Raw genomic sequence first — 18,019 nt, 5'->3', positions numbered from 1 at the left:
ATCGTATGCCGGCTGATTGAAGACCAACAATCTGTCCTGCCTGTCATAAATCAATCCACGTGGAGGATACTTAATTCTTTGAAGAAGAGCGTTGCTGTCAGCATTTCGCTTGTAGTCATCACTCATTATCTGGAGAGTGAACAAACGTACAATGAAAACCAACACTATAAGAACTACAACTCCACCGATAGTATATTTCCTCTTCTCGAGCTGATAATCACGTTTCACTATTTCTTCCTCCCTACAAATTCAATTACCATTATCAATATCACTGTAACAGCGGCATCAGATAAAGCGGCAATGGCTATATCAGCCATTCTGGATATAGAAAATGCATCAATAACATTAATAATAAAGGAATGCAACAAAACAGAAGGCAAAACATACCTGAAATATGGAGCTGTACGCATAGATTTTACTCCAGGGACAAACGACTCGGAGGCGTCACGCGACGTCTGCCATCTCAATAATGCAGGTCTTGCCATAGCAAGCCAAATAGAAGCCGTAGCATTAAGCCCGGGAGTATTCCCGAATATATCAACGCAAAGTCCTATAAGAAACGAATAAAACAAAAGATTTTTGCGTCCAATGTCTGAAGGCATTTTCAGAATAAACAATACGTATATCAACGGAACAGCATAACGAGAAACCTGCATCTGTCCAATAATCAAACCTTGAACCAATACAAGAATCACAAACCATTTTATTTTATCTACCCACGCCGCTGTCATATTCAGTACTTAATATCTTTTTCCAAATCAGTAAGTTCTTCACGCGATGGCAAAGTCATTACATAAACATCGTTCAGTCTTCCGAAATCTGTAAACAAACGCACTCCAAGTGTGAACGACATCTCGTCGTCACTTTCATCTCTTGATGACACGGTTCCCACAGGTATGCCTTCAATAAATACAGTACTATGTCCGCTTGTCACGACAGTATCACCTATTTCATATTCGGCATGTCTCGGAACATCCGTCATATATGCAGTCAGAGGGTCTCCACCCTCCCATTTCAGGAAACCGAAATAATCTGTACGGGCTATTTTACAGCTAATACTGCTACCAGAATTAATAACCGGCAGCACGAGAGAATAATTATCAGAAGTACGGCAAACGATACCAACCACTCCTACACCACTTATAACCCCCATACCGGTTTTCACCCCATCATGCTCGCCTTTGTCAATAGCGATGTAATTATCATGCCGTCTAACACTGATATTCACGACTCTTGCAGGACATACCACAAAAGACTTATCCATTTTTACTGGCGGGTTCTTAAGGACAACCACAGAAGAATCGGTCCTTACAATTTCCTGCATACCCTGAATAAGTATCATACTATCATCATTCTTAGCGGTATCACCAACCAAAGACTTATAATATTCAAGCTCCTGCATCAGTTGTACATTACGTTCCGTCAGGTCACGATTCATCTTTTCAAGGCCGAAATATCGCGTCACTTCCGATGCGACCTTCGTTACTGAAGCCGTCACTTCGGAAGCAGACGTAAACCATACACTTCCCTGAAAACTATTGAACCTGAACAGTAGAATCGCCGCAATCAACTGAAGCAACACAAACAGAGCCCAATGTGAATATTTTAGTATGAATTCAAGTATATTACGCACGAATGCTATTGATAAAAGTTGAGACTATGCAATAGAGTAATACTTTAACGCATCAGGAACGAGAAACGGTCAACGTTTTTCAATGCGATACCAGTACCCTTTGCCACACTCAGCAACGGATCTTCAGCTACGTGGAACTGAATATTAATCTTGTCAGTAAGACGTTTTGACAATCCTCTAAGCAATGCACCACCACCAGCCAAATAAATACCGTTGTTTACGATATCCGCATAAAGTTCAGGAGGAGTATTTTCGAGAGCGCTCAATATAGCTGTTTCAATCTTAGCAATACTCTTTTCCAGACAGTGAGCTATTTCCTGATAGCATACAGGAACCTCCATTGGAAGAGCTGTAATACGGTTAGGGCCACGGACTATATAATCTTCAGGAGCCTCATCTCCAAGATCTGTCAATGCCGCACCTACATGAATCTTAATACGTTCAGCCATACGTTCGCTGACTTTTACGTTATGCTGACGGCTCATGTATTCCTGAATATCAGCAGTAAGGTCATCACCCGCGATACGGATAGAGTTGTTAGAAACGATACCTCCAAGAGAAATGACAGCAATTTCCGTAGAACCACCACCTATATCCACAATCATGTTTCCTTCAGGAGCTTCCACGTCAAGGCCGATACCTATTGCTGCAGCCATAGGTTCAAACAACAGATATACGTCACGACCACCGGCATGTTCGGCACTGTCGCGTACAGCACGAAGTTCAACTTCTGTAGAACCAGAAGGCACACCAATAACCATTCTCAGAGAAGGGGTGAAAAGTCTTTTTCCAGGATTTACCTTCTTTATAAGTCCGCGCATCATTTGTTCGCACGCATTAAAGTCAGCAATCACACCATCACGCAAAGGACGTACAGTACGGATATTTGGATTTTCCTTTTCGTACATCAGCTTGGCGCGTTCACCCACAGCTATCATTTTCTCGGTACGTCTGTCGAGAGCCACCACAGAAGGTTCATCAACAACGATTTTGTTATTACTTATTATGATGGTATTGGCTGTGCCAAGGTCCATCGCAATTTCTTGTGTAAAAGAGAATAAACCCATCTTTTAGGTCTTTGTTTATTAATACGGCATAAGGATTAGCACGTCATAGACACGACATGCTAACCCTCGCACTATAAATTTATATGTAAAATTATTTAGTATTTTCAGCGAAATAAGCGTGTATAGCTGTATCATAATGAGATGAAACGCCGAAAGCTTCACGGGCAAGAGCCTTTCTTTCATCCAAAGTAGTAACAGCACCCTTCTCGTTAAGTATGTTCTGCAGTGTAGGATACTGCTCCTTGCTTGCCACAATCACAACATCGTTAAAGTTTTTGGCAGCTGCACGAATCAGCGAAATACCACCTATATCTATTTTTTCGATAATGTCCTGTTCTGAAGCGCCAGAAGCTACAGTAGCTTCGAATGGATAAAGATCTACGATAACAAGATCTATTTCAGGAATCTCATATTGTTCCACCTGCTTGCGGTCGTCTTCCAATCCTCTACGGCAAAGAATACCTCCAAAGATTTTCGGATGAAGAGTCTTTACTCTACCTCCCAATATTGAAGGATAAGTAGTAATGTCTTCTACTGCCATACATGGATAACCCAATGATTCTATGAAATGACGAGTTCCACCAGTACTCAAGAACTGTACACCTTCTTCATGAAGTTTGGCTATGATTGCGTCCAAACCATCTTTGTGATAAACCGAAATAAGAGCGGTCTTAATTTTCTTTGACTCTGACATTGCTTTTGTAATTTTAGAATTCGGCTACAAATTTACTAATTTAGAGTTATAATCATAGGATAATAAATACTAAATATTGATTTTTTAGCATATAAATTATTATTGCACTTATAATTAGTTCATAATAAATGTTATAAAATATATCTTTTTCATCATCTCCAATTTTGTAACACGTTTGTAACATTCTTGTAATACATATTTATAATCTAAATCCGACCTTTGCAATCGAAAAAATCAAAGCTAAAAATAATTTTATGGAAACTGTTTATTTAGGAATTGTAATATTCCTGTTCATGCTGGCAGTGTTCGACCTTATGGTTGGAGTCAGCAATGATGCCGTGAACTTTATGAACTCCGCCGTAGGAGCCAAAGTAGCAAAATTCAAGACTATAGTTATCGTAGCAGCAATAGGTGTATTTGCAGGAGCTGTATTAAGTAACGGCATGATGGATATAGCCCGTCACGGTATATTCCAGCCTAATAATTTCTCTTTCTACGAGATAATGTGTATCCTGCTGGCGGTAATGGTGACGGACGTAGTATTGCTGGATGTTTTCAATACCCTCGGGCTTCCTACATCAACTACAGTATCAATGGTATTCGAATTATTGGGAGGAACATTCATTCTTGCGATACTTAAACTTATCTCAGACGAAACAGGGCTTACATTAGGAGATTTGCTAAATACTGAAAAAGCTTTATCTGTCATATTGGGTATATTCCTTTCCGTAGCGATAGCTTTCATAGCAGGAACATTGGTACAATATATATCACGTCTTATATTTAGTTTCAACTATAAAAAGAATCTCTCCTGGACCATAGGTATATTCGGAGGTATAGCCGTTACAGCTCTTTCTTACTTTATACTTATAAAAGGACTTAAATCAGCACCGTTCATTACACCTGAGGTGATGGGATGGATAGACGCAAACACCACTATGCTGGTTGCAGGATGTTTTGTATTTTTCACTATACTGATGCAGATACTACACTGGTGCAAGGTTAACGTGCTAAAGATAATAGTGCTTCTTGGTACATTCTCACTGGCCTTGGCATTTGCCGGTAATGACCTTGTAAACTTTATAGGTGTACCTTTGGCAGGTTATTCGGCATATACTGACTTTGTAGCCAACTCAAACGGTGCGGGCGTTGACGGCTTCATGATGGAATCATTGATGTCGTCAGCCAAGACTCCTATCATATTCCTTATCGGATCGGGTATTATCATGGTCTATGCTTTGGCCACATCCAAAAAAGCACAGAACGTAATAAAGACTTCAGTTGACTTGGCACGCCAGGAAGAAGGAGACGAAATGTTCGGTTCGTCAGGCCTTGCCCGCACAATAGTGCGTAGAGCTACCAGCATAAACGAATTCTTGGTAAAGGTTATTCCGGCAAACGTGAGAAACTGGATTAACAGCCGCTTCAACAAGGATGAAGTGATTCTTGAAAACGGTGCCGCTTTCGACCTTATCCGTGCAGCCGTAAACTTAGTCCTTTCCGGTTTGCTTATCATCATAGGTACTACAATGAAACTACCTCTTTCGACTACATACGTTACATTTATTGTAGCCATGGGTACTTCGCTTTCAGACCGTGCATGGGGACGCGAAAGTGCTGTTTACCGTATCACGGGTATGCTTTCAGTCATAGGCGGATGGTTCATCACAGCTTTTGTAGCATTCACTGCTTGCGCCTTGGTAACGGTAATAATGTTCTACACCAACATTGTCGGTATGGTAGCATTCATAGCCTTGGCAATATTCTTGCTTATACGAAGCAATAAGATGTATAGTAAGAAAGAGACAGAGAAACAGGACGACCTGTTCAAGCGTATGATGGCAAGCAAAGACAAAAACGAAACACTATCATTACTTCGTGAACATGTGCAGGAAACTCTCACTCACTACATCGACTTCAGCAAGGATGCATACGTCAAGATGACTGATGGTTTCATAAACGAAGATTTGAGAAAGCTTAAAAAATCACTGAACGAAACAGACGAACAACGTAAACTGTTGAAGAAACGTCGCCGTAAGGAAATTCTCGGTTTGAGACGAGTTCCTATAACGATAGCTATAGAAAAAAATACATGGTTTCACCTTGGAACAAACAGCTGCGAAGAAATGCTGTACTGCTTGAAGCGTATCTGTGAACCATGTAAGGAACATGTTGACAACAACTTCAACCCAGTTCCTAAAGACGATGTAGAAGAATTCATTCCTATAAGAGAAGAATTATGCGGCCTGATGGACCGTACACGTAACGCTATCACAGCGAACGATTATACTGAAGCGGATGATATTCTGAAGAAAGGTGACGAACTCAAGAACAAGATTTCGGCACTGCGTAAGCACCAGATGAACCACATGCAGGAATCAGACAACAGAAGTCTGAAGGCATCAATGGTATATCTGAACATCCTACAGGAAACCCAGGAGTTGGTAAGTGTATGGAGACATCTGCTCCGTGCCAGCCGATTCTTCCAAGGTGACTATGTTCCTCAAGAAATACCTCAAATGGGTATAATGGACAGTAAAGCATAAGCTGATAAACACACACAATTATCGCAAACGGCTGCATCCGGAAGACTCCGGAACAGCCGTTTTTTTTATTTATTTTCCTCTTCTTTACGCTTAAGATAAAGCTGATATGAATTGAACACATTATGCCATACACTGTAGAAACCGGCAGCCACAGCCGTAACGGGAGTAAAGAACGTATATCCCATCCATATGGCAAGCACTGTATTTTTCTGCCCCAATGCCTGTCCGGCACTTATGGTATCGTCATATTTCCGTCCCACTTTCTTTCCTACATAAAACTGAAGGAAACAGGCTACACACGACACCAGGGCCAGTCCTACCTGATACCATACGGATACATCGCTGTGTACAATACTCTTCACGGTTACAGCTATTGCAAGCGTAAGTGCTATAGCCCAGAGATAAAACGACAACCCGTGGTACTTCCCTATAAATGAATGGAGTTTAGGAGATAGATAGCGCAGCAGAACTGCCAAAATGAACGGACACAGCAGAAGCGGAAATACCTTGCCAAGAATCATCAGAAACGAAGAAATAAAACCTACTCCTACTTGCGGATGTATGACAGGGACTACAAGCGGAACCAGAAAAGCAGTTACCAGATTTATAAGAATGGTATACGAAGTGAGGTGCGCAGCACTACCACCCAGCTTCCCTGTCACTACAGCAGCGGCAGTAGCCGTGGGACAGATAAGACACAACATTGCTCCCTCTACCAATATTCTGGAATGCATATCAGGGAATATATACAAAATTCCGGCCAGGAAAATGAACAAAAGGCTTTGTACAAGAAGCAACACTGCATGCCATCTGCAAGGCTTGAGCTCACTCACATCAACCTTACAGAATGTGAGAAAAAGCATCATGAAAATCAGCATTGGCTGGACAACAGCCACGGCATGTTCCACAAATGGTTTTGTAGGTTCCAGAAACGGGATATTCACATAAACAAAATATAGAATCACTCCAAGAGCCATAGCTATCGGAAGTGTCCAATTCTTAATAAATCGAATAAAACTCATGATTTTGTGTAAAAAACACGGATTACACCGGAAAAACATCCGGCATAACCCGTGTTATATTATTTATTGAAAATTTATTTTCTGCGGGCAGTTATCCCATTATTTGCAGTTTCCTGCGCAACGAGGCTTAATCTGCTTGAAGAAATCGTTTCCTTTGTTATCAACGAGGATAAATGCAGGGAAATCTTCAACTTCAATCTTCCAGATAGCTTCCATTCCAAGTTCAGGATATTCTACGCATTCGATGCTCTTGATATTGTTCTGGGCAAGGATAGCTGCAGGACCGCCTATAGAACCGAGATAGAAACCGCCGTGCTTCTTACAAGCGTCTGTAACAGCCTGGCTACGGTTACCTTTGGCAAGCATAATCATACTGCCGCCGTGGCTCTGGAACAAATCAACGTATGGGTCCATACGTCCGGCAGTTGTAGGTCCCATAGAACCACAAGCCATACCAGCCGGAGTCTTGGCTGGACCAGCGTAATAGATAGGATGATCCTTGATATACTGTGGAAGGTCTTCACCGCGGTCAAGACGTTCTTTCAGTTTAGCGTGAGCGATATCACGGCCTACGATGATAGTACCGTTCAAAGAAAGGCGTGTAGCTACAGGATACTTGTCGAGTTCGGCAAGGATTTCCGGCATAGGACGGTTCAAGTCAATCTTAACTGCATTGCCTTCGCCAGCCTGACGCAATTCTTCCGGAATCAGTTCGCCTGGGTTTGAATCAAGTTTTTCAATCCAGATACCATCCTTGTTGATTTTACAGCGGATGTTACGGTCAGCCGAGCAAGATACTCCAAGACCTACAGGGCAAGATGCTCCGTGGCGTGGCAGACGGATGATACGTACGTCGTGTGCATAGTATTTACCTCCGAACTGTGCGCCAAGACCGATACGGTGAGCTTCTTCCAATACCTGTTTTTCAAGTTCCACGTCGCGGAATGCGCGTCCGTATTCGTTACCTGTAGTAGGCAGATTATCGTAGAAACGAGTAGAAGCAAGTTTCACTGTCAGCAAATTCTTTTCAGCAGAAGTACCACCGATTACGAAAGCGATGTGATATGGAGGACAAGCGGCTGTACCCAAAGTCTTCATCTTTTCTACAAGGAAAGGAACAAGAGTAGCAGGGTTAAGGATAGCCTTAGTTTCCTGATAGAGGTAAGTCTTGTTTGCAGAGCCACCACCCTTAGTCACGCAGAGGAATTCATATTCCATACCCTGAGTAGCTTCGATATCGATCTGTGCAGGAAGGTTGCAGCGAGTATTCACTTCTTCGTACATTGTAAGAGGAGCATTCTGAGAGTAACGCAGGTTCTCTTCAGTATATGTCTTGTAAACACCAAGTGAGAGAGCTTCTTCGTCGCAGTATCCTGTCCATACTTGCTGTCCTTTTTCACCGTGGATAATTGCAGTACCTGTATCCTGGCAGAAAGGAAGAACACCCTTAGCAGCAACTTCAGCATTACGCAGGAAAGTCAAAGCTACATACTTGTCGTTGTCGCTGGCTTCAGGGTCAGTAAGAATCTTTGCAACCTGTTCGTTGTGCGAACGGCGAAGCATAAAAGACACATCGCGGAAAGCCGCATTAGCCATAGCAGTCAAACCTTCTTTTTCAATCTTAAGGATAGGTTTGCCTTCAAACTCGCTTACTGATACATAATCTTTAGTAAGCAGATAATACTCTGTATTGTCATGTCCGTGTTCGAACATTGGCTGATACTTAAATTCTGGTGTTGCCATATTCTTTTAAGTTTATGAGTTATTGAGTTTTTTAGTTATTAGTATGCTGTCTTATTCTTCAGCGTCGTACGTCTGATACAGGAAGTCGTTATAAGGATATTTCTGTACATGCAGCTCACGTACTTTCTTGTAGAGCATGTTCTTGAAATCCTCAAGATTCGACTTGTCCTTGGCAGAGATGAAGATGCAGTTGTCGTCCATCTTTGCCATCCATGTATTCATCAGTTCCTCCAGCGTAATGTTTTCCTTCGTCTTCGGAGTCAGGTCATCCTCTGCTTTTTCCACATAGCTGTAGGCATCAATCTTGTTGAATACTATCATACTCTGCTTACCTCCGGCACCTATATCTGATATGGTTTTCTCCACCACCTGTATCTGTTCTTCGAAATCCGGATGCGAGATGTCAACCACGTGTACCAGCAGGTCTGCTTCACGCACCTCGTCCAGTGTTGATTTGAAAGACTCCACAAGGTCGGTAGGCAACTTGCGTATGAAACCTACAGTATCGGAAAGCAGGAACGGAAGGTTCTCTATGATTACTTTTCTTACAGTGGTATCAAGTGTGGCAAACAATTTGTTTTCGGCAAATACCTCACTCTTTGCCAGCAGGTTCATTATGGTGGATTTACCTACATTGGTATATCCCACGAGAGCCACACGAATCATGCGTCCGCGGTTCTTTCTTTGTGTAGATTTCTGAGTATCTATTTCTGCAAGTCGCTGTTTAAGCAGAGCCATACGGTTCAGGATGATACGGCGGTCCATTTCCAGCTGTGTCTCACCCGGACCACGAAGTCCCACCGAACCTTTACCACCTCCGGCTCCGGAACCACCACCCTGACGTTCAAGGTGCGTCCACAGGCGTTGCAGTCTTGGCAACATATATTTATACTGTGCCAGCTCAACCTGGGTTTTCGCATTTGCCGTCTGTGCCCTCATGGCAAAAATGTCTAGAATAAGCGAAGTACGGTCAAGAATCTTCACCTTCAGTTCGTTCTCTATGTTTCTGAGCTGTTTGGCGGAAAGTTCATCATCGAATATCACCATACCAATCTCTGTTTCCTCATCTTCGTTCATCTGGAGAAGATAATCCTTAATTTCCTGAAGTTTACCTTTTCCAACGTATGTGACAGAGTTTGGAGTATCAAGTTTCTGGGTGAAGCGTGTCACCACCTCGGCTCCCGCCGTTTCTGCAAGGAAAGCCAATTCATCAAGATATTCGTTAGTCTTTCTTTCGTTCTGGTTTTGGGTAATCAAACCCACCAATACAGCCTTCTCAGTCTGTGCTTCGGATATTACAAATTCTTTCATCAACGATAAATGTATATTCTGGATGCAAACTTAACTAAAAATCTCCGTTTATTTTCATTATAAAGATAAAATAACGTATCATAATGCTGTTATTTTTTTCATCCTTGCTTTTTATTCTATATCTTTTTTCTTATCTTTATACCACATCAAACGTTTAAGCCTTAAATTATGAACAACATTTCAGACATTACAATCCTTGTGGCCGTTCTTGCTCTTGCATTATGGCCAGCAATAATAGTTTACCTTTCATGGCGAAGGGAAAAGAAAATTATAAGCTGTTTAAAAAACGAAACTCCTGCTACCGAGACACCAAAACTTTCTACAGAAGAACTAATCGTATCGACACTCAAGAAAATGGGATGTAACCCTGAAAAGAACGAAGAGGGCAACATAGGCTTCATGTATCAGGGTGACGATTTCTACCTATCGTTTCAGGAAGATGTTCCATTCGTAATGATATGGTATCCATGGTGGGGAACCATCAATGCCGACAATCCTGTGTTGCCATACCTGAAGGAGGTTATAAACGCTGTAAACATAAGTTCATTTATCACTACCGTATTCATGGCCGAAAATGAGGGCGACAAAGAGATTGGTATACACTCGCACTGCCATACATTCTTTACAGAAAGTGTTCTGGAGCCCGAAGAACATCTGAAACTGATACTCGACAGTTTCTTTGACACGAGAAACGCGATAAAAGAGAACATAGACAAACTAGGTTCAGCCATTTCCGAAGAAGACGAAGGTACGAAGAAGGAAAGGGTAATAGTGAAAGGATTCTCGGCTTACAAGGAAAATTCCAAGCCTATAGAGAATAAGCAAGTGGAAGAAGAGAAAAAGAAATAAAAACAAGTCCGCTTAAATAGCGTTACACGTACGTGTTACACTCGTTGTACGTTCGTGTTACGAGAGTGACACGTTCGTGTTTCATGCGTAACACGTTCGTGTCACGCCAACTTCATCCCGATTTCAAGATTTATTATTCAGAATCCAAAGGTTTACGCATACTGAACTCACATCCGCAATATTGTTGATTATAAAAATTATATTCCTTTATAATCGCTATACGACGTTCGCTCAATCCTCCCTTGCGCCAGTTCTGCTCCCACCATACGACATCAGGGTACGGCTCGACCGCATAATGCCCTGCTTCGTTTATCTGGTCCAAGCTTTTCCAACGCGATGAAGCCAGCGTGGTAGTGATAACAGAAAACCCGTGTTCATGGGCATAACGTGCCGTATCGCGAAGGCGCATCTTGAAACAGCGAAGGCAGCGTCCTCCCCTCTCAGGTTCATTCTCCATTCCTTTAACGCATTCCAGCCACTGTGGATGGTCGTAATCGGCATCAACAATATCAAGTCCTAACGAACGGGCGTAGCGTGTACATTCGTCCTTACGGATATTGTATTCTTCAAGAGGATAAATATTAGGATTACAATAATATATAGTAGGACGTATGCCGTGCTGCATCAGACATTCTATAATTGCCGACGAACATGGTGCGCAACATGTATGAAGCAGAACCTTGTCCGCTCCACCAGGCACTTCTATCTGAAACTTTTTCTTTTTCATAAACTTCTATTTGTTCCTGATATTTCTTTGATAAGCTATTCTCGGTGTCCCGTTTGCCACATAGATTATTCCGCACCTTTCGAATCCGTTCTTTTCCAACAGGTGCTGCATCACCTTATTGTCGTGATGTGTATCGGCACGTAGGCAAGGAGAAATTCTCTGACACCAGTCAATACAAAATCCTGTTATTCCTTTCACACTTCCATCGGACGCCAGACGGTGTATCACGTAATACGGCTCATCATCGGGCCATCCTCCATCTTCTATATAAGAATATGTAGGATCGGGACCTTGAATAAAACAGAATGTGGCTACTATATTCCCACTGTCACTGTTTACACAAACAAAACAATGTCCGGCTGAAATTTCATTTTTTATCAATTCCTCTTGAGGATAGCCGTTAATCCACTGATTAGGATTACCGGAAGATTTCATAAAATCCCTCGCTATGGCAAATATCCGCATCAGTCTGTCAATATCTGCCGGAACGGCCTTTCTTATTATCATACTCATCATATTCTGAACAAATTACAGATGCAAAAGTAGTACTTTAATCAATTAACTATAATAATAGAAATAAAAAAATGAACAGCCTCAACCATTACGCAATGATTAAGACTGTTCATCAGATATATTTCAGTCACCGTTTAAATACCATTTAAACACTGTTTAAACGGTATTTAAATACATTTTTATTTTCCACTCAACTGTTTGTCCATTGCAGCTGCAGCACGACGACCGTCGCCCATAGCAAGGATAACGGTTGCACCACCGCGAACGATGTCACCACCGGCATATATTGTAGGAATAGAAGACTGCATATCATCGTTTACAGCAATTGTTCCCTTACGTCCAAGTTCAAGCCCCGGAATAGAGTTAGGAACAATAGGATTAGGAGACACACCTACACTGACGATAGCCATATCGATGTCTATTGTTTCGATAGCTCCCGGTATGGCAACAGGACTGCGACGGCCAGAAGCGTCCGGTTCGCCAAGTTCCATCTTCTGAAGGACAACCTGTTTCACGCGGCCTTTTTCATCGGCAATGTATTCGATAGGATTATGCAATGTAAGGAATTCAACTCCTTCTTCCTTGGCATGCTTGACTTCTTCAAGACGCGCAGGCATTTCTGCTTCCGAACGGCGATAGATAATCATAGCCTTTTCTGCGCCAAGACGACGTGCTGTACGCACTGAGTCCATAGCAGTGTTACCTCCGCCTATTACAGCTACACGCTTACCGAATGTTACAGGAGTATCAGAATCTTCGCTTGCGGCATCCATCAGATTTACACGAGTAAGATATTCATTAGAAGACATGATATTGATTGAGTTCTCTCCCGGAATATTCATAAAGTTAGGCAGACCGGCACCTGATGCGACAAATACGCCTTTGAATCCTTCTTTTTCAAGGTCTTCCACGCTTACTGTCTTACCGATTATGCAGTCCTTAACGAATTCTACACCCATCTTCGACAAGTTGTCTATTTCCACGTCAACAATCTTGTTAGGCAAACGGAATTCAGGAATACCATATTTCAACACACCGCCAATCTCATGCAAAGCTTCGAACACTGTTACATCGTAACCCATCTTGGCCATATCGCCGGCAAATGAAAGGCCTGCAGGACCTGAACCAACAACAGCCACTTTAATACCTTTCTTTTCAGCTATTTCAGGTACAGAAATCTGTCCGCTTTCGCGTTCATAATCTGCAGCAAAGCGTTCCAGATAACCGATAGCAACAGCTTCGTGTCCCATCTTCAGGTGAATACACTTGGACTCGCACTGCTTTTCCTGTGGACATACACGTCCGCAAACTGCAGGAAGAGCACTTGTCTGTTTCAGTACGCGTGCAGCTTCGAGGAACTCACCACGTTCGATGTTCTTTATAAATGTAGGAATATTGATTCCTACAGGACAGCCTTCCATACATGAAGGATTGGCACAGTCAAGACAACGTTTGGCTTCAGTAAGAGCCTGTTCTTCGTTAAGACCGAGGTTTACTTCTTCCTTACGGCTGTGAGAACGATATTCAGGATCAAGCTCGTTCATGTGTACACGTGGAATGAGGGTACGTTCCTTTGGTTTCATGCTCTTGCGCAATTCTTCGCGCCACTGTGCTGAACGGTCGTCAGCCGGTTTAACAGCTTCACATATATCCGGTTTATGGTCAAGTTTATGGATTTCTTCTACTTCAATTTCCTTGAATGCTCCCATACGTTTCAGCATTTCATCAAAATCAACCTGATGACCGTCAAACTCAGGACCATCTACACAAACGAACTTAGTCTTACCGCCTACAGTGATACGGCACGCTCCGCACATACCTGTACCATCTACCATGATGGTATTCAGTGAAACATCTGTAGGTATTTCGTATTTCTTAGTAAGCAGACAAACGAACTTCATCATTATGGCTGGACCGATAGCAAAACACTTGTCAACTTTTTCGCGTTTGATGACTTCTTCTATACCTTCGGTCACCAGACCTTTCTTTCCGTATGAGCCATCGTCTGTCATAATAATTACTTCATCAGAACTTGCACGCATCTCGTTTTCCAGAATAATAAGTTCTTTTGAGCGTCCTGCAAGTACTGTAATCACCTTGTTTCCGGCAGCTTTCAGAGCCTGAACTATAGGAAGCATAGGAGCAACACCTACTCCACCTCCGGCACAAACCACAGTACCAAAGTTTTCAATATGGGTAGCCTTGCCAAGCGGACCTACCACGTCAGTGATATAATCACCCTCGTTCAACTCACAAAGTCGAGTTGAAGACAATCCAACTTTCTGAACCACCAATGTAATGGTACCCTTAACTGGATCTGCTTCGGCTATGGTAAGAGGCATACGTTCGCCCTTTTCGCCTACACGCACAATTACGAAATGACCTGCTTTACGAGATTTTGCAATCAGAGGAGCTTCAATAACAAGCTTAAAAACCTTCTCTGAAAAATGTTCTTTTGAAATAATTTTGTTCATTTTAAACTCTTAAAGTTAGTTATATTTCTGTTTTTCATTTTTTTTGTTTCAACCCCGCAAAGGTATAACAAATAAAAATACTTACAAAAGAAATATATAAAATAACAACATGACACACTAAAAAAGGACAATTGATGACTATTTATTCTTAAAAAAAAGACTTTGATATTAAATAAAATGTATCTTTGCATGCGTCTTAACATTTTGTATTTTGATGAATAATATACTGGAGAACATAAGAATAATGATTAAAGACGGCCGTATAGCCGAAGCCAAGGAAGCTCTGGACATTATAATAAAGCAGAACACGGAAGACACCGACATGGCTTATTATCTGAAAGGGAATGCATGCAGAAAACTTGGAGACTGGCAAGGCGCGCTAAACAATTATCAGGAAGCTATAAACATCAATCCGGAAAGTCCGGCAAAAGATGCAAGGGCAATGATGATGGACATCCTTAATTTCTATAATAAAGATATGTTTAATCAATAAAACTAAATACGTATATATATGGCTAAAATGAAAGGAGTGGTGGTAGTAAACACCGAGCGATGCAAGGGATGCAACCTTTGTGTGGTAGCTTGCCCGCTTAAAGTATTGGCTCTTACTCCAAAAGTAAATCAAAAAGGATATAATTATGTACAGCAGGTGGTAGAAGACACTTGCAACGGTTGTTCATCATGCGCTATCGTATGTCCTGACGGTTGCCTTACTGTTTACAGGGCTAAATGTGAATAACCCAAGAATTTAAGAACAAACGATTAATAAAGAGAAATATGGCAGAAGAAGTAGTTCTAATGAAAGGTAACGAAGCCATAGCACATGCCGCAATACGCATAGGTGCCGACGGATACTTTGGTTACCCTATCACTCCACAGTCGGAAGTACTTGAGACACTGGCAGAACAGAAACCGTGGGAAACAACAGGAATGGTAGTTCTGCAGGCTGAGAGTGAAGTTGCCGCTATAAACATGGTTTATGGAGGTGCGGGAACAGGAAAAATGGTAATGACATCATCGTCAAGTCCTGGAGTCAGCCTTAAACAGGAAGGTATATCATACATTGCAGGAGCAGAATTGCCTTGCCTCGTAGTAAACGTAATGCGTGGAGGACCAGGATTGGGAACAATCCAGCCAAGCCAGGCAGACTATTTCCAGACCACTAAAGGTGGAGGACACGGTGACTATCACCTCATAGCTCTTGCACCTGCTTCAGTTCAGGAAATGGCAGATTTTGTAAAACTTGGTTTTGACCTTGCTTTCAAATACCGTAATCCGGCAATGATTCTGGCCGATGGTGTAATAGGTCAGATGATGGAAAAAGTTGTATTACCGGAACCAAGACCACGACGTACTGAAGCAGAGATATTGGAACAGTGTCCATGGGCAGCGACAGGATGTAAAGGCCGTAAACCTAATGTCATTACATCACTTGAACTTGATCCTGCCGTAATGGAACAAAGAAACATTCATCTGCAAAATAAATACGCAGAGATTGAGGCAAATGAAAGACGCTACGAGGAAATAGAATGCGAAGACGCAGAATATCTGATTATTGCATTCGGTTCATGTGCTCGTATTGCACAAAAGGCCATGGAACATGCACGCGAAGAAGGCATAAAGGTGGGATTATTCCGCCCTATCACGTTATGGCCGTTCCCTACCCCGGAAATTGCAAACAGAGCAAAACAAGTAAAAGGTATATTGGTAGTTGAGCTCAACAGCGGACAAATGATTGAAGACGTGAAATTAGCTGTAGAATGCAAAGTACCGGTTCACCACTTCGGAAGATTAGGAGGTATCGTTCCTGATCCTGACGAAGTTGTTGATGCCCTTAAAGAAAAACTCATTAAATAACCAAGTAAGAAACAATAATGGACAACGATAAGATAAGAAACATACTGAACATACTGTTTATGATTGGAGCACTCGCTTCAGTCATTATCTATTTTACCTCAGGCGACGACAAGACTGTATTCTTTTATGTATGCGGTGCTTCTCTTTTCCTGAAAATGGTAGAGTTCGTGTTCCGCTTCTTACTATGACAATAACCGGAGGAAAAGAATATGACAAAAGAAGAAATAATGAAGCCGGAAAATCTGGTTTACCAGAAGCCGAAACTTCTCAATGATAACCCTATGCACTACTGCCCTGGATGTAGCCACGGAGTAGTACACAAACTTATAGCCGAAGTGATTGAAGAAATGGGTATGAGCGAAAAGGCTGTGGGCGTAAGCCCTGTCGGTTGTGCTGTCTTCATGTACAACTATCTTGACATTGACTGCCAGGAAGCAGCCCACGGACGTGCGCCTGCCCTTGCGACAGCAATTAAAAGATTATGGCCGGACAGACTGGTATTTACATATCAGGGGGACGGTGACTTGGCATGCATTGGTACAGCAGAAACAATTCATGCGCTGAACAGAGGTGAGAACATCACTATCATCTTTATAAACAATGCCATATACGGTATGACCGGAGGACAGATGGCTCCTACAACACTTGTAGGAATGAAAACTGCGACATGCCCTTACGGACGTGATCCTGAAATACACGGATACCCGCTTAAAATGACAGAAATAGCGGCAACACTTCAAGGTACATGCTACGTTACAAGACAATCCGTACACACAGTAGCCGCTATCCGCAAGGCAAAAAAAGCCATAAGAAAAGCATTTGAGAATTCTATGCAGGGAAAAGGCTCTAACCTGGTGGAGATAGTTTCTACATGTAACTCAGGATGGAAAATGTCACCGGAAAAGGCCAACAAGTGGATGGAAGAGAACATGTTCCCATTCTATCAGCTTGGTGACTTGAAAGACACCACTTTATAATAATTCAATCACCCTATTATTCTTAAGAAAATGAAGCATGAAATAATCATAGCCGGATTTGGAGGACAAGGAGTGTTGTCTATGGGTAAAATTCTTGCTTACTCCGGATTGATGGAAAACAAGGAAGTGACCTGGATGCCGGCATACGGACCTGAACAAAGAGGTGGTACAGCAAACGTAACGGTTATTGTGAGCGATGAAAGAATTTCATCACCCATATTGAGCAAATACGATTGTGCCATAATATTGAACCAACCATCGTTGGCTAAATTCGAAAGCAAGGTAAAACCTGGCGGAATACTCATCTACGACGGATATGGTATCATCAACCCTCCTACAAGAAAAGACATCAAAGTTTATCGTATCGATGCAATGGACGAAGCCAACGAACGAAATATGGCCAAGACATTCAACATGATAGTATTGGGAGGTTTGCTTAAACTTATGCCGGTAGTTTCAATAGAAAGCGTTCTTAAAGCGCTGCGCAAGACTTTGCCTGAGCGCCACCATCATCTTATTCCGATGAACGAAGAAGCAATCCACATTGGTATGGATATAATAAAGGAAGCTTAATTAAGCATCAAATATGCAAAAAGGAGGAGTAAT

Annotated in this window: 17 protein-coding genes and 2 pseudogenes; 8 read left to right on the top strand and 11 right to left on the bottom strand. The window is 42.1% G+C overall.

Annotation, left to right across the window (positions count from 1 at the left end; genetic code table 11):
• The 5 genes and pseudogenes from H6A27_RS09310 to H6A27_RS09290 form a co-directional block, all read right to left on the bottom strand.
• Window positions 1-228 (bottom strand): annotated as a pseudogene (locus H6A27_RS09310) (penicillin-binding protein 2); the annotation flags it as partial.
• Window positions 228-731 carry a rod shape-determining protein MreD gene (locus H6A27_RS09305; protein ID WP_204403582.1) on the bottom strand — a complete coding sequence of 168 codons (504 nt, stop codon included), beginning with the start codon at window positions 729-731 and terminating at the stop codon, window positions 228-230. The pseudogene H6A27_RS09310 and the gene H6A27_RS09305, both read right to left, overlap by 1 nt.
• 2 nt (window positions 732-733) lie before the next feature.
• The gene (gene mreC, locus H6A27_RS09300) at window positions 734-1,633 is read right to left on the bottom strand and encodes a rod shape-determining protein MreC (protein ID WP_204403580.1); all 900 of its coding nucleotides are present in this window, start codon (window positions 1,631-1,633) and stop codon (window positions 734-736) included.
• Between the two features lie 44 nt (window positions 1,634-1,677).
• Complete coding sequence (locus H6A27_RS09295; protein WP_154044964.1) at window positions 1,678-2,700, bottom strand: rod shape-determining protein; 1,023 nt, start codon at window positions 2,698-2,700, stop codon at window positions 1,678-1,680.
• A 109-nt stretch (window positions 2,701-2,809) separates the two neighbouring features.
• Window positions 2,810-3,394, bottom strand: a pseudogene (locus H6A27_RS09290) (IMP cyclohydrolase); the annotation flags it as partial.
• A gap of 254 nt (window positions 3,395-3,648) precedes the next feature.
• On the opposite strand from H6A27_RS09290, the gene H6A27_RS09285 reads away from it, so the two are divergent.
• Window positions 3,649-5,940 carry an inorganic phosphate transporter gene (locus H6A27_RS09285; protein WP_204508486.1) on the top strand — a complete coding sequence of 764 codons (2,292 nt, stop codon included), beginning with the start codon at window positions 3,649-3,651 and terminating at the stop codon, window positions 5,938-5,940.
• A 65-nt stretch (window positions 5,941-6,005) separates the two neighbouring features.
• Here the strand turns inward: H6A27_RS09285 and H6A27_RS09280 are convergent, their stop codons facing one another.
• From H6A27_RS09280 to hflX, 3 genes are all read right to left on the bottom strand, one after another.
• Window positions 6,006-6,962 (bottom strand): bile acid:sodium symporter family protein, encoded by a 957-nt coding sequence (locus H6A27_RS09280; protein WP_204508485.1) that lies wholly within the window; start codon window positions 6,960-6,962, stop codon window positions 6,006-6,008.
• A gap of 99 nt (window positions 6,963-7,061) precedes the next feature.
• Window positions 7,062-8,705 carry a fumarate hydratase gene (locus H6A27_RS09275; protein WP_154044968.1) on the bottom strand — a complete coding sequence of 548 codons (1,644 nt, stop codon included), beginning with the start codon at window positions 8,703-8,705 and terminating at the stop codon, window positions 7,062-7,064.
• Between the two features lie 51 nt (window positions 8,706-8,756).
• Window positions 8,757-10,016 (bottom strand): GTPase HflX, encoded by a 1,260-nt coding sequence (hflX, locus tag H6A27_RS09270; RefSeq protein WP_204508484.1) that lies wholly within the window; start codon window positions 10,014-10,016, stop codon window positions 8,757-8,759.
• 168 nt (window positions 10,017-10,184) lie between these two features.
• Here hflX and H6A27_RS09265 point away from each other — a divergent pair, with 168 nt between their 5' ends.
• Window positions 10,185-10,865 (top strand): hypothetical protein, encoded by a 681-nt coding sequence (locus tag H6A27_RS09265; RefSeq protein WP_239469650.1) that lies wholly within the window; start codon window positions 10,185-10,187, stop codon window positions 10,863-10,865.
• Between the two features lie 133 nt (window positions 10,866-10,998).
• Here the strand turns inward: H6A27_RS09265 and H6A27_RS09260 are convergent, their stop codons facing one another.
• The 3 genes from H6A27_RS09260 to H6A27_RS09250 all read right to left on the bottom strand — a co-directional run bounded on the left by H6A27_RS09260 (window position 10,999) and on the right by H6A27_RS09250 (window position 14,579).
• Window positions 10,999-11,592: an epoxyqueuosine reductase QueH gene (locus H6A27_RS09260; protein WP_204508483.1), complete on the bottom strand. Its 594-nt coding sequence runs from the start codon at window positions 11,590-11,592 to the stop codon at window positions 10,999-11,001.
• A gap of 6 nt (window positions 11,593-11,598) precedes the next feature.
• A complete protein-coding gene (locus tag H6A27_RS09255; protein ID WP_204508489.1) occupies window positions 11,599-12,105 on the bottom strand; it encodes a GNAT family N-acetyltransferase in 507 nt (168 codons plus the stop codon).
• A 179-nt stretch (window positions 12,106-12,284) separates the two neighbouring features.
• Window positions 12,285-14,579 (bottom strand): bifunctional dihydroorotate dehydrogenase B NAD binding subunit/NADPH-dependent glutamate synthase, encoded by a 2,295-nt coding sequence (locus H6A27_RS09250; RefSeq protein ID WP_204508482.1) that lies wholly within the window; start codon window positions 14,577-14,579, stop codon window positions 12,285-12,287.
• 214 nt (window positions 14,580-14,793) lie between these two features.
• Here H6A27_RS09250 and H6A27_RS09245 point away from each other — a divergent pair, with 214 nt between their 5' ends.
• The 6 genes from H6A27_RS09245 to H6A27_RS09220 are packed head-to-tail and all read left to right on the top strand — an operon-like array spanning window position 14,794 to window position 17,986.
• A complete protein-coding gene (locus tag H6A27_RS09245) occupies window positions 14,794-15,072 on the top strand; it encodes a tetratricopeptide repeat protein (protein WP_204508488.1) in 279 nt (92 codons plus the stop codon).
• 18 nt (window positions 15,073-15,090) lie between these two features.
• Window positions 15,091-15,318, top strand: a complete 228-nt coding sequence (locus H6A27_RS09240; protein ID WP_154044972.1) for a 4Fe-4S binding protein — start codon at window positions 15,091-15,093, stop codon at window positions 15,316-15,318.
• A 38-nt stretch (window positions 15,319-15,356) separates the two neighbouring features.
• Entirely contained in the window at window positions 15,357-16,436 is a 1,080-nt protein-coding gene (locus tag H6A27_RS09235) for a 3-methyl-2-oxobutanoate dehydrogenase subunit VorB (RefSeq protein ID WP_204403565.1), read from the top strand.
• Between the two features lie 17 nt (window positions 16,437-16,453).
• Window positions 16,454-16,624, top strand: a complete 171-nt coding sequence (locus H6A27_RS09230) for a hypothetical protein (protein WP_204403563.1) — start codon at window positions 16,454-16,456, stop codon at window positions 16,622-16,624.
• Window positions 16,625-16,645: 21 nt separating this feature from the next.
• Window positions 16,646-17,413 carry a thiamine pyrophosphate-dependent enzyme gene (locus H6A27_RS09225; RefSeq protein ID WP_204403562.1) on the top strand — a complete coding sequence of 256 codons (768 nt, stop codon included), beginning with the start codon at window positions 16,646-16,648 and terminating at the stop codon, window positions 17,411-17,413.
• 30 nt (window positions 17,414-17,443) lie between these two features.
• Window positions 17,444-17,986, top strand: a complete 543-nt coding sequence (locus H6A27_RS09220; protein ID WP_204403560.1) for a 2-oxoacid:acceptor oxidoreductase family protein — start codon at window positions 17,444-17,446, stop codon at window positions 17,984-17,986.
• Window positions 17,987-18,019 lie beyond the last annotated feature (33 nt).

The sequence above is a fragment of the Bacteroides caecigallinarum genome (assembly GCF_016902295.1).
GTDB classification, from domain to species: domain Bacteria; phylum Bacteroidota; class Bacteroidia; order Bacteroidales; family Bacteroidaceae; genus Phocaeicola; species Phocaeicola caecigallinarum_A.
The sequence above is the reverse complement of the archived record's forward strand: the minus strand, read 5'-3'. Positions and strand labels throughout refer to the sequence as shown.

What these genes read in the sequence shown, in the direction of transcription:
- H6A27_RS09295 (WP_154044964.1), bottom strand. Translation starts at nt 2,700, where the DNA reads ATGGGTTTATTCTCTTTTACACAAGAAATTGCGATGGACCTTGGCACA.
- H6A27_RS09265 (WP_239469650.1), top strand. Translation starts at nt 10,185, where the DNA reads ATGAACAACATTTCAGACATTACAATCCTTGTGGCCGTTCTTGCTCTT.
- H6A27_RS09250 (WP_204508482.1), bottom strand. Translation starts at nt 14,579, where the DNA reads ATGAACAAAATTATTTCAAAAGAACATTTTTCAGAGAAGGTTTTTAAG.
- H6A27_RS09245 (WP_204508488.1), top strand. Translation starts at nt 14,794, where the DNA reads ATGAATAATATACTGGAGAACATAAGAATAATGATTAAAGACGGCCGT.
- H6A27_RS09235 (WP_204403565.1), top strand. Translation starts at nt 15,357, where the DNA reads ATGGCAGAAGAAGTAGTTCTAATGAAAGGTAACGAAGCCATAGCACAT.
- H6A27_RS09260 (WP_204508483.1), bottom strand. Translation starts at nt 11,592, where the DNA reads ATGAAAAAGAAAAAGTTTCAGATAGAAGTGCCTGGTGGAGCGGACAAG.
- H6A27_RS09255 (WP_204508489.1), bottom strand. Translation starts at nt 12,105, where the DNA reads ATGAGTATGATAATAAGAAAGGCCGTTCCGGCAGATATTGACAGACTG.
- H6A27_RS09280 (WP_204508485.1), bottom strand. Translation starts at nt 6,962, where the DNA reads ATGAGTTTTATTCGATTTATTAAGAATTGGACACTTCCGATAGCTATG.
- hflX (WP_204508484.1), bottom strand. Translation starts at nt 10,016, where the DNA reads ATGAAAGAATTTGTAATATCCGAAGCACAGACTGAGAAGGCTGTATTG.
- H6A27_RS09275 (WP_154044968.1), bottom strand. Translation starts at nt 8,705, where the DNA reads ATGGCAACACCAGAATTTAAGTATCAGCCAATGTTCGAACACGGACAT.
- H6A27_RS09285 (WP_204508486.1), top strand. Translation starts at nt 3,649, where the DNA reads ATGGAAACTGTTTATTTAGGAATTGTAATATTCCTGTTCATGCTGGCA.
- H6A27_RS09240 (WP_154044972.1), top strand. Translation starts at nt 15,091, where the DNA reads ATGGCTAAAATGAAAGGAGTGGTGGTAGTAAACACCGAGCGATGCAAG.
- H6A27_RS09230 (WP_204403563.1), top strand. Translation starts at nt 16,454, where the DNA reads ATGGACAACGATAAGATAAGAAACATACTGAACATACTGTTTATGATT.
- H6A27_RS09225 (WP_204403562.1), top strand. Translation starts at nt 16,646, where the DNA reads ATGACAAAAGAAGAAATAATGAAGCCGGAAAATCTGGTTTACCAGAAG.
- H6A27_RS09220 (WP_204403560.1), top strand. Translation starts at nt 17,444, where the DNA reads ATGAAGCATGAAATAATCATAGCCGGATTTGGAGGACAAGGAGTGTTG.
- H6A27_RS09305 (WP_204403582.1), bottom strand. Translation starts at nt 731, where the DNA reads ATGACAGCGGCGTGGGTAGATAAAATAAAATGGTTTGTGATTCTTGTA.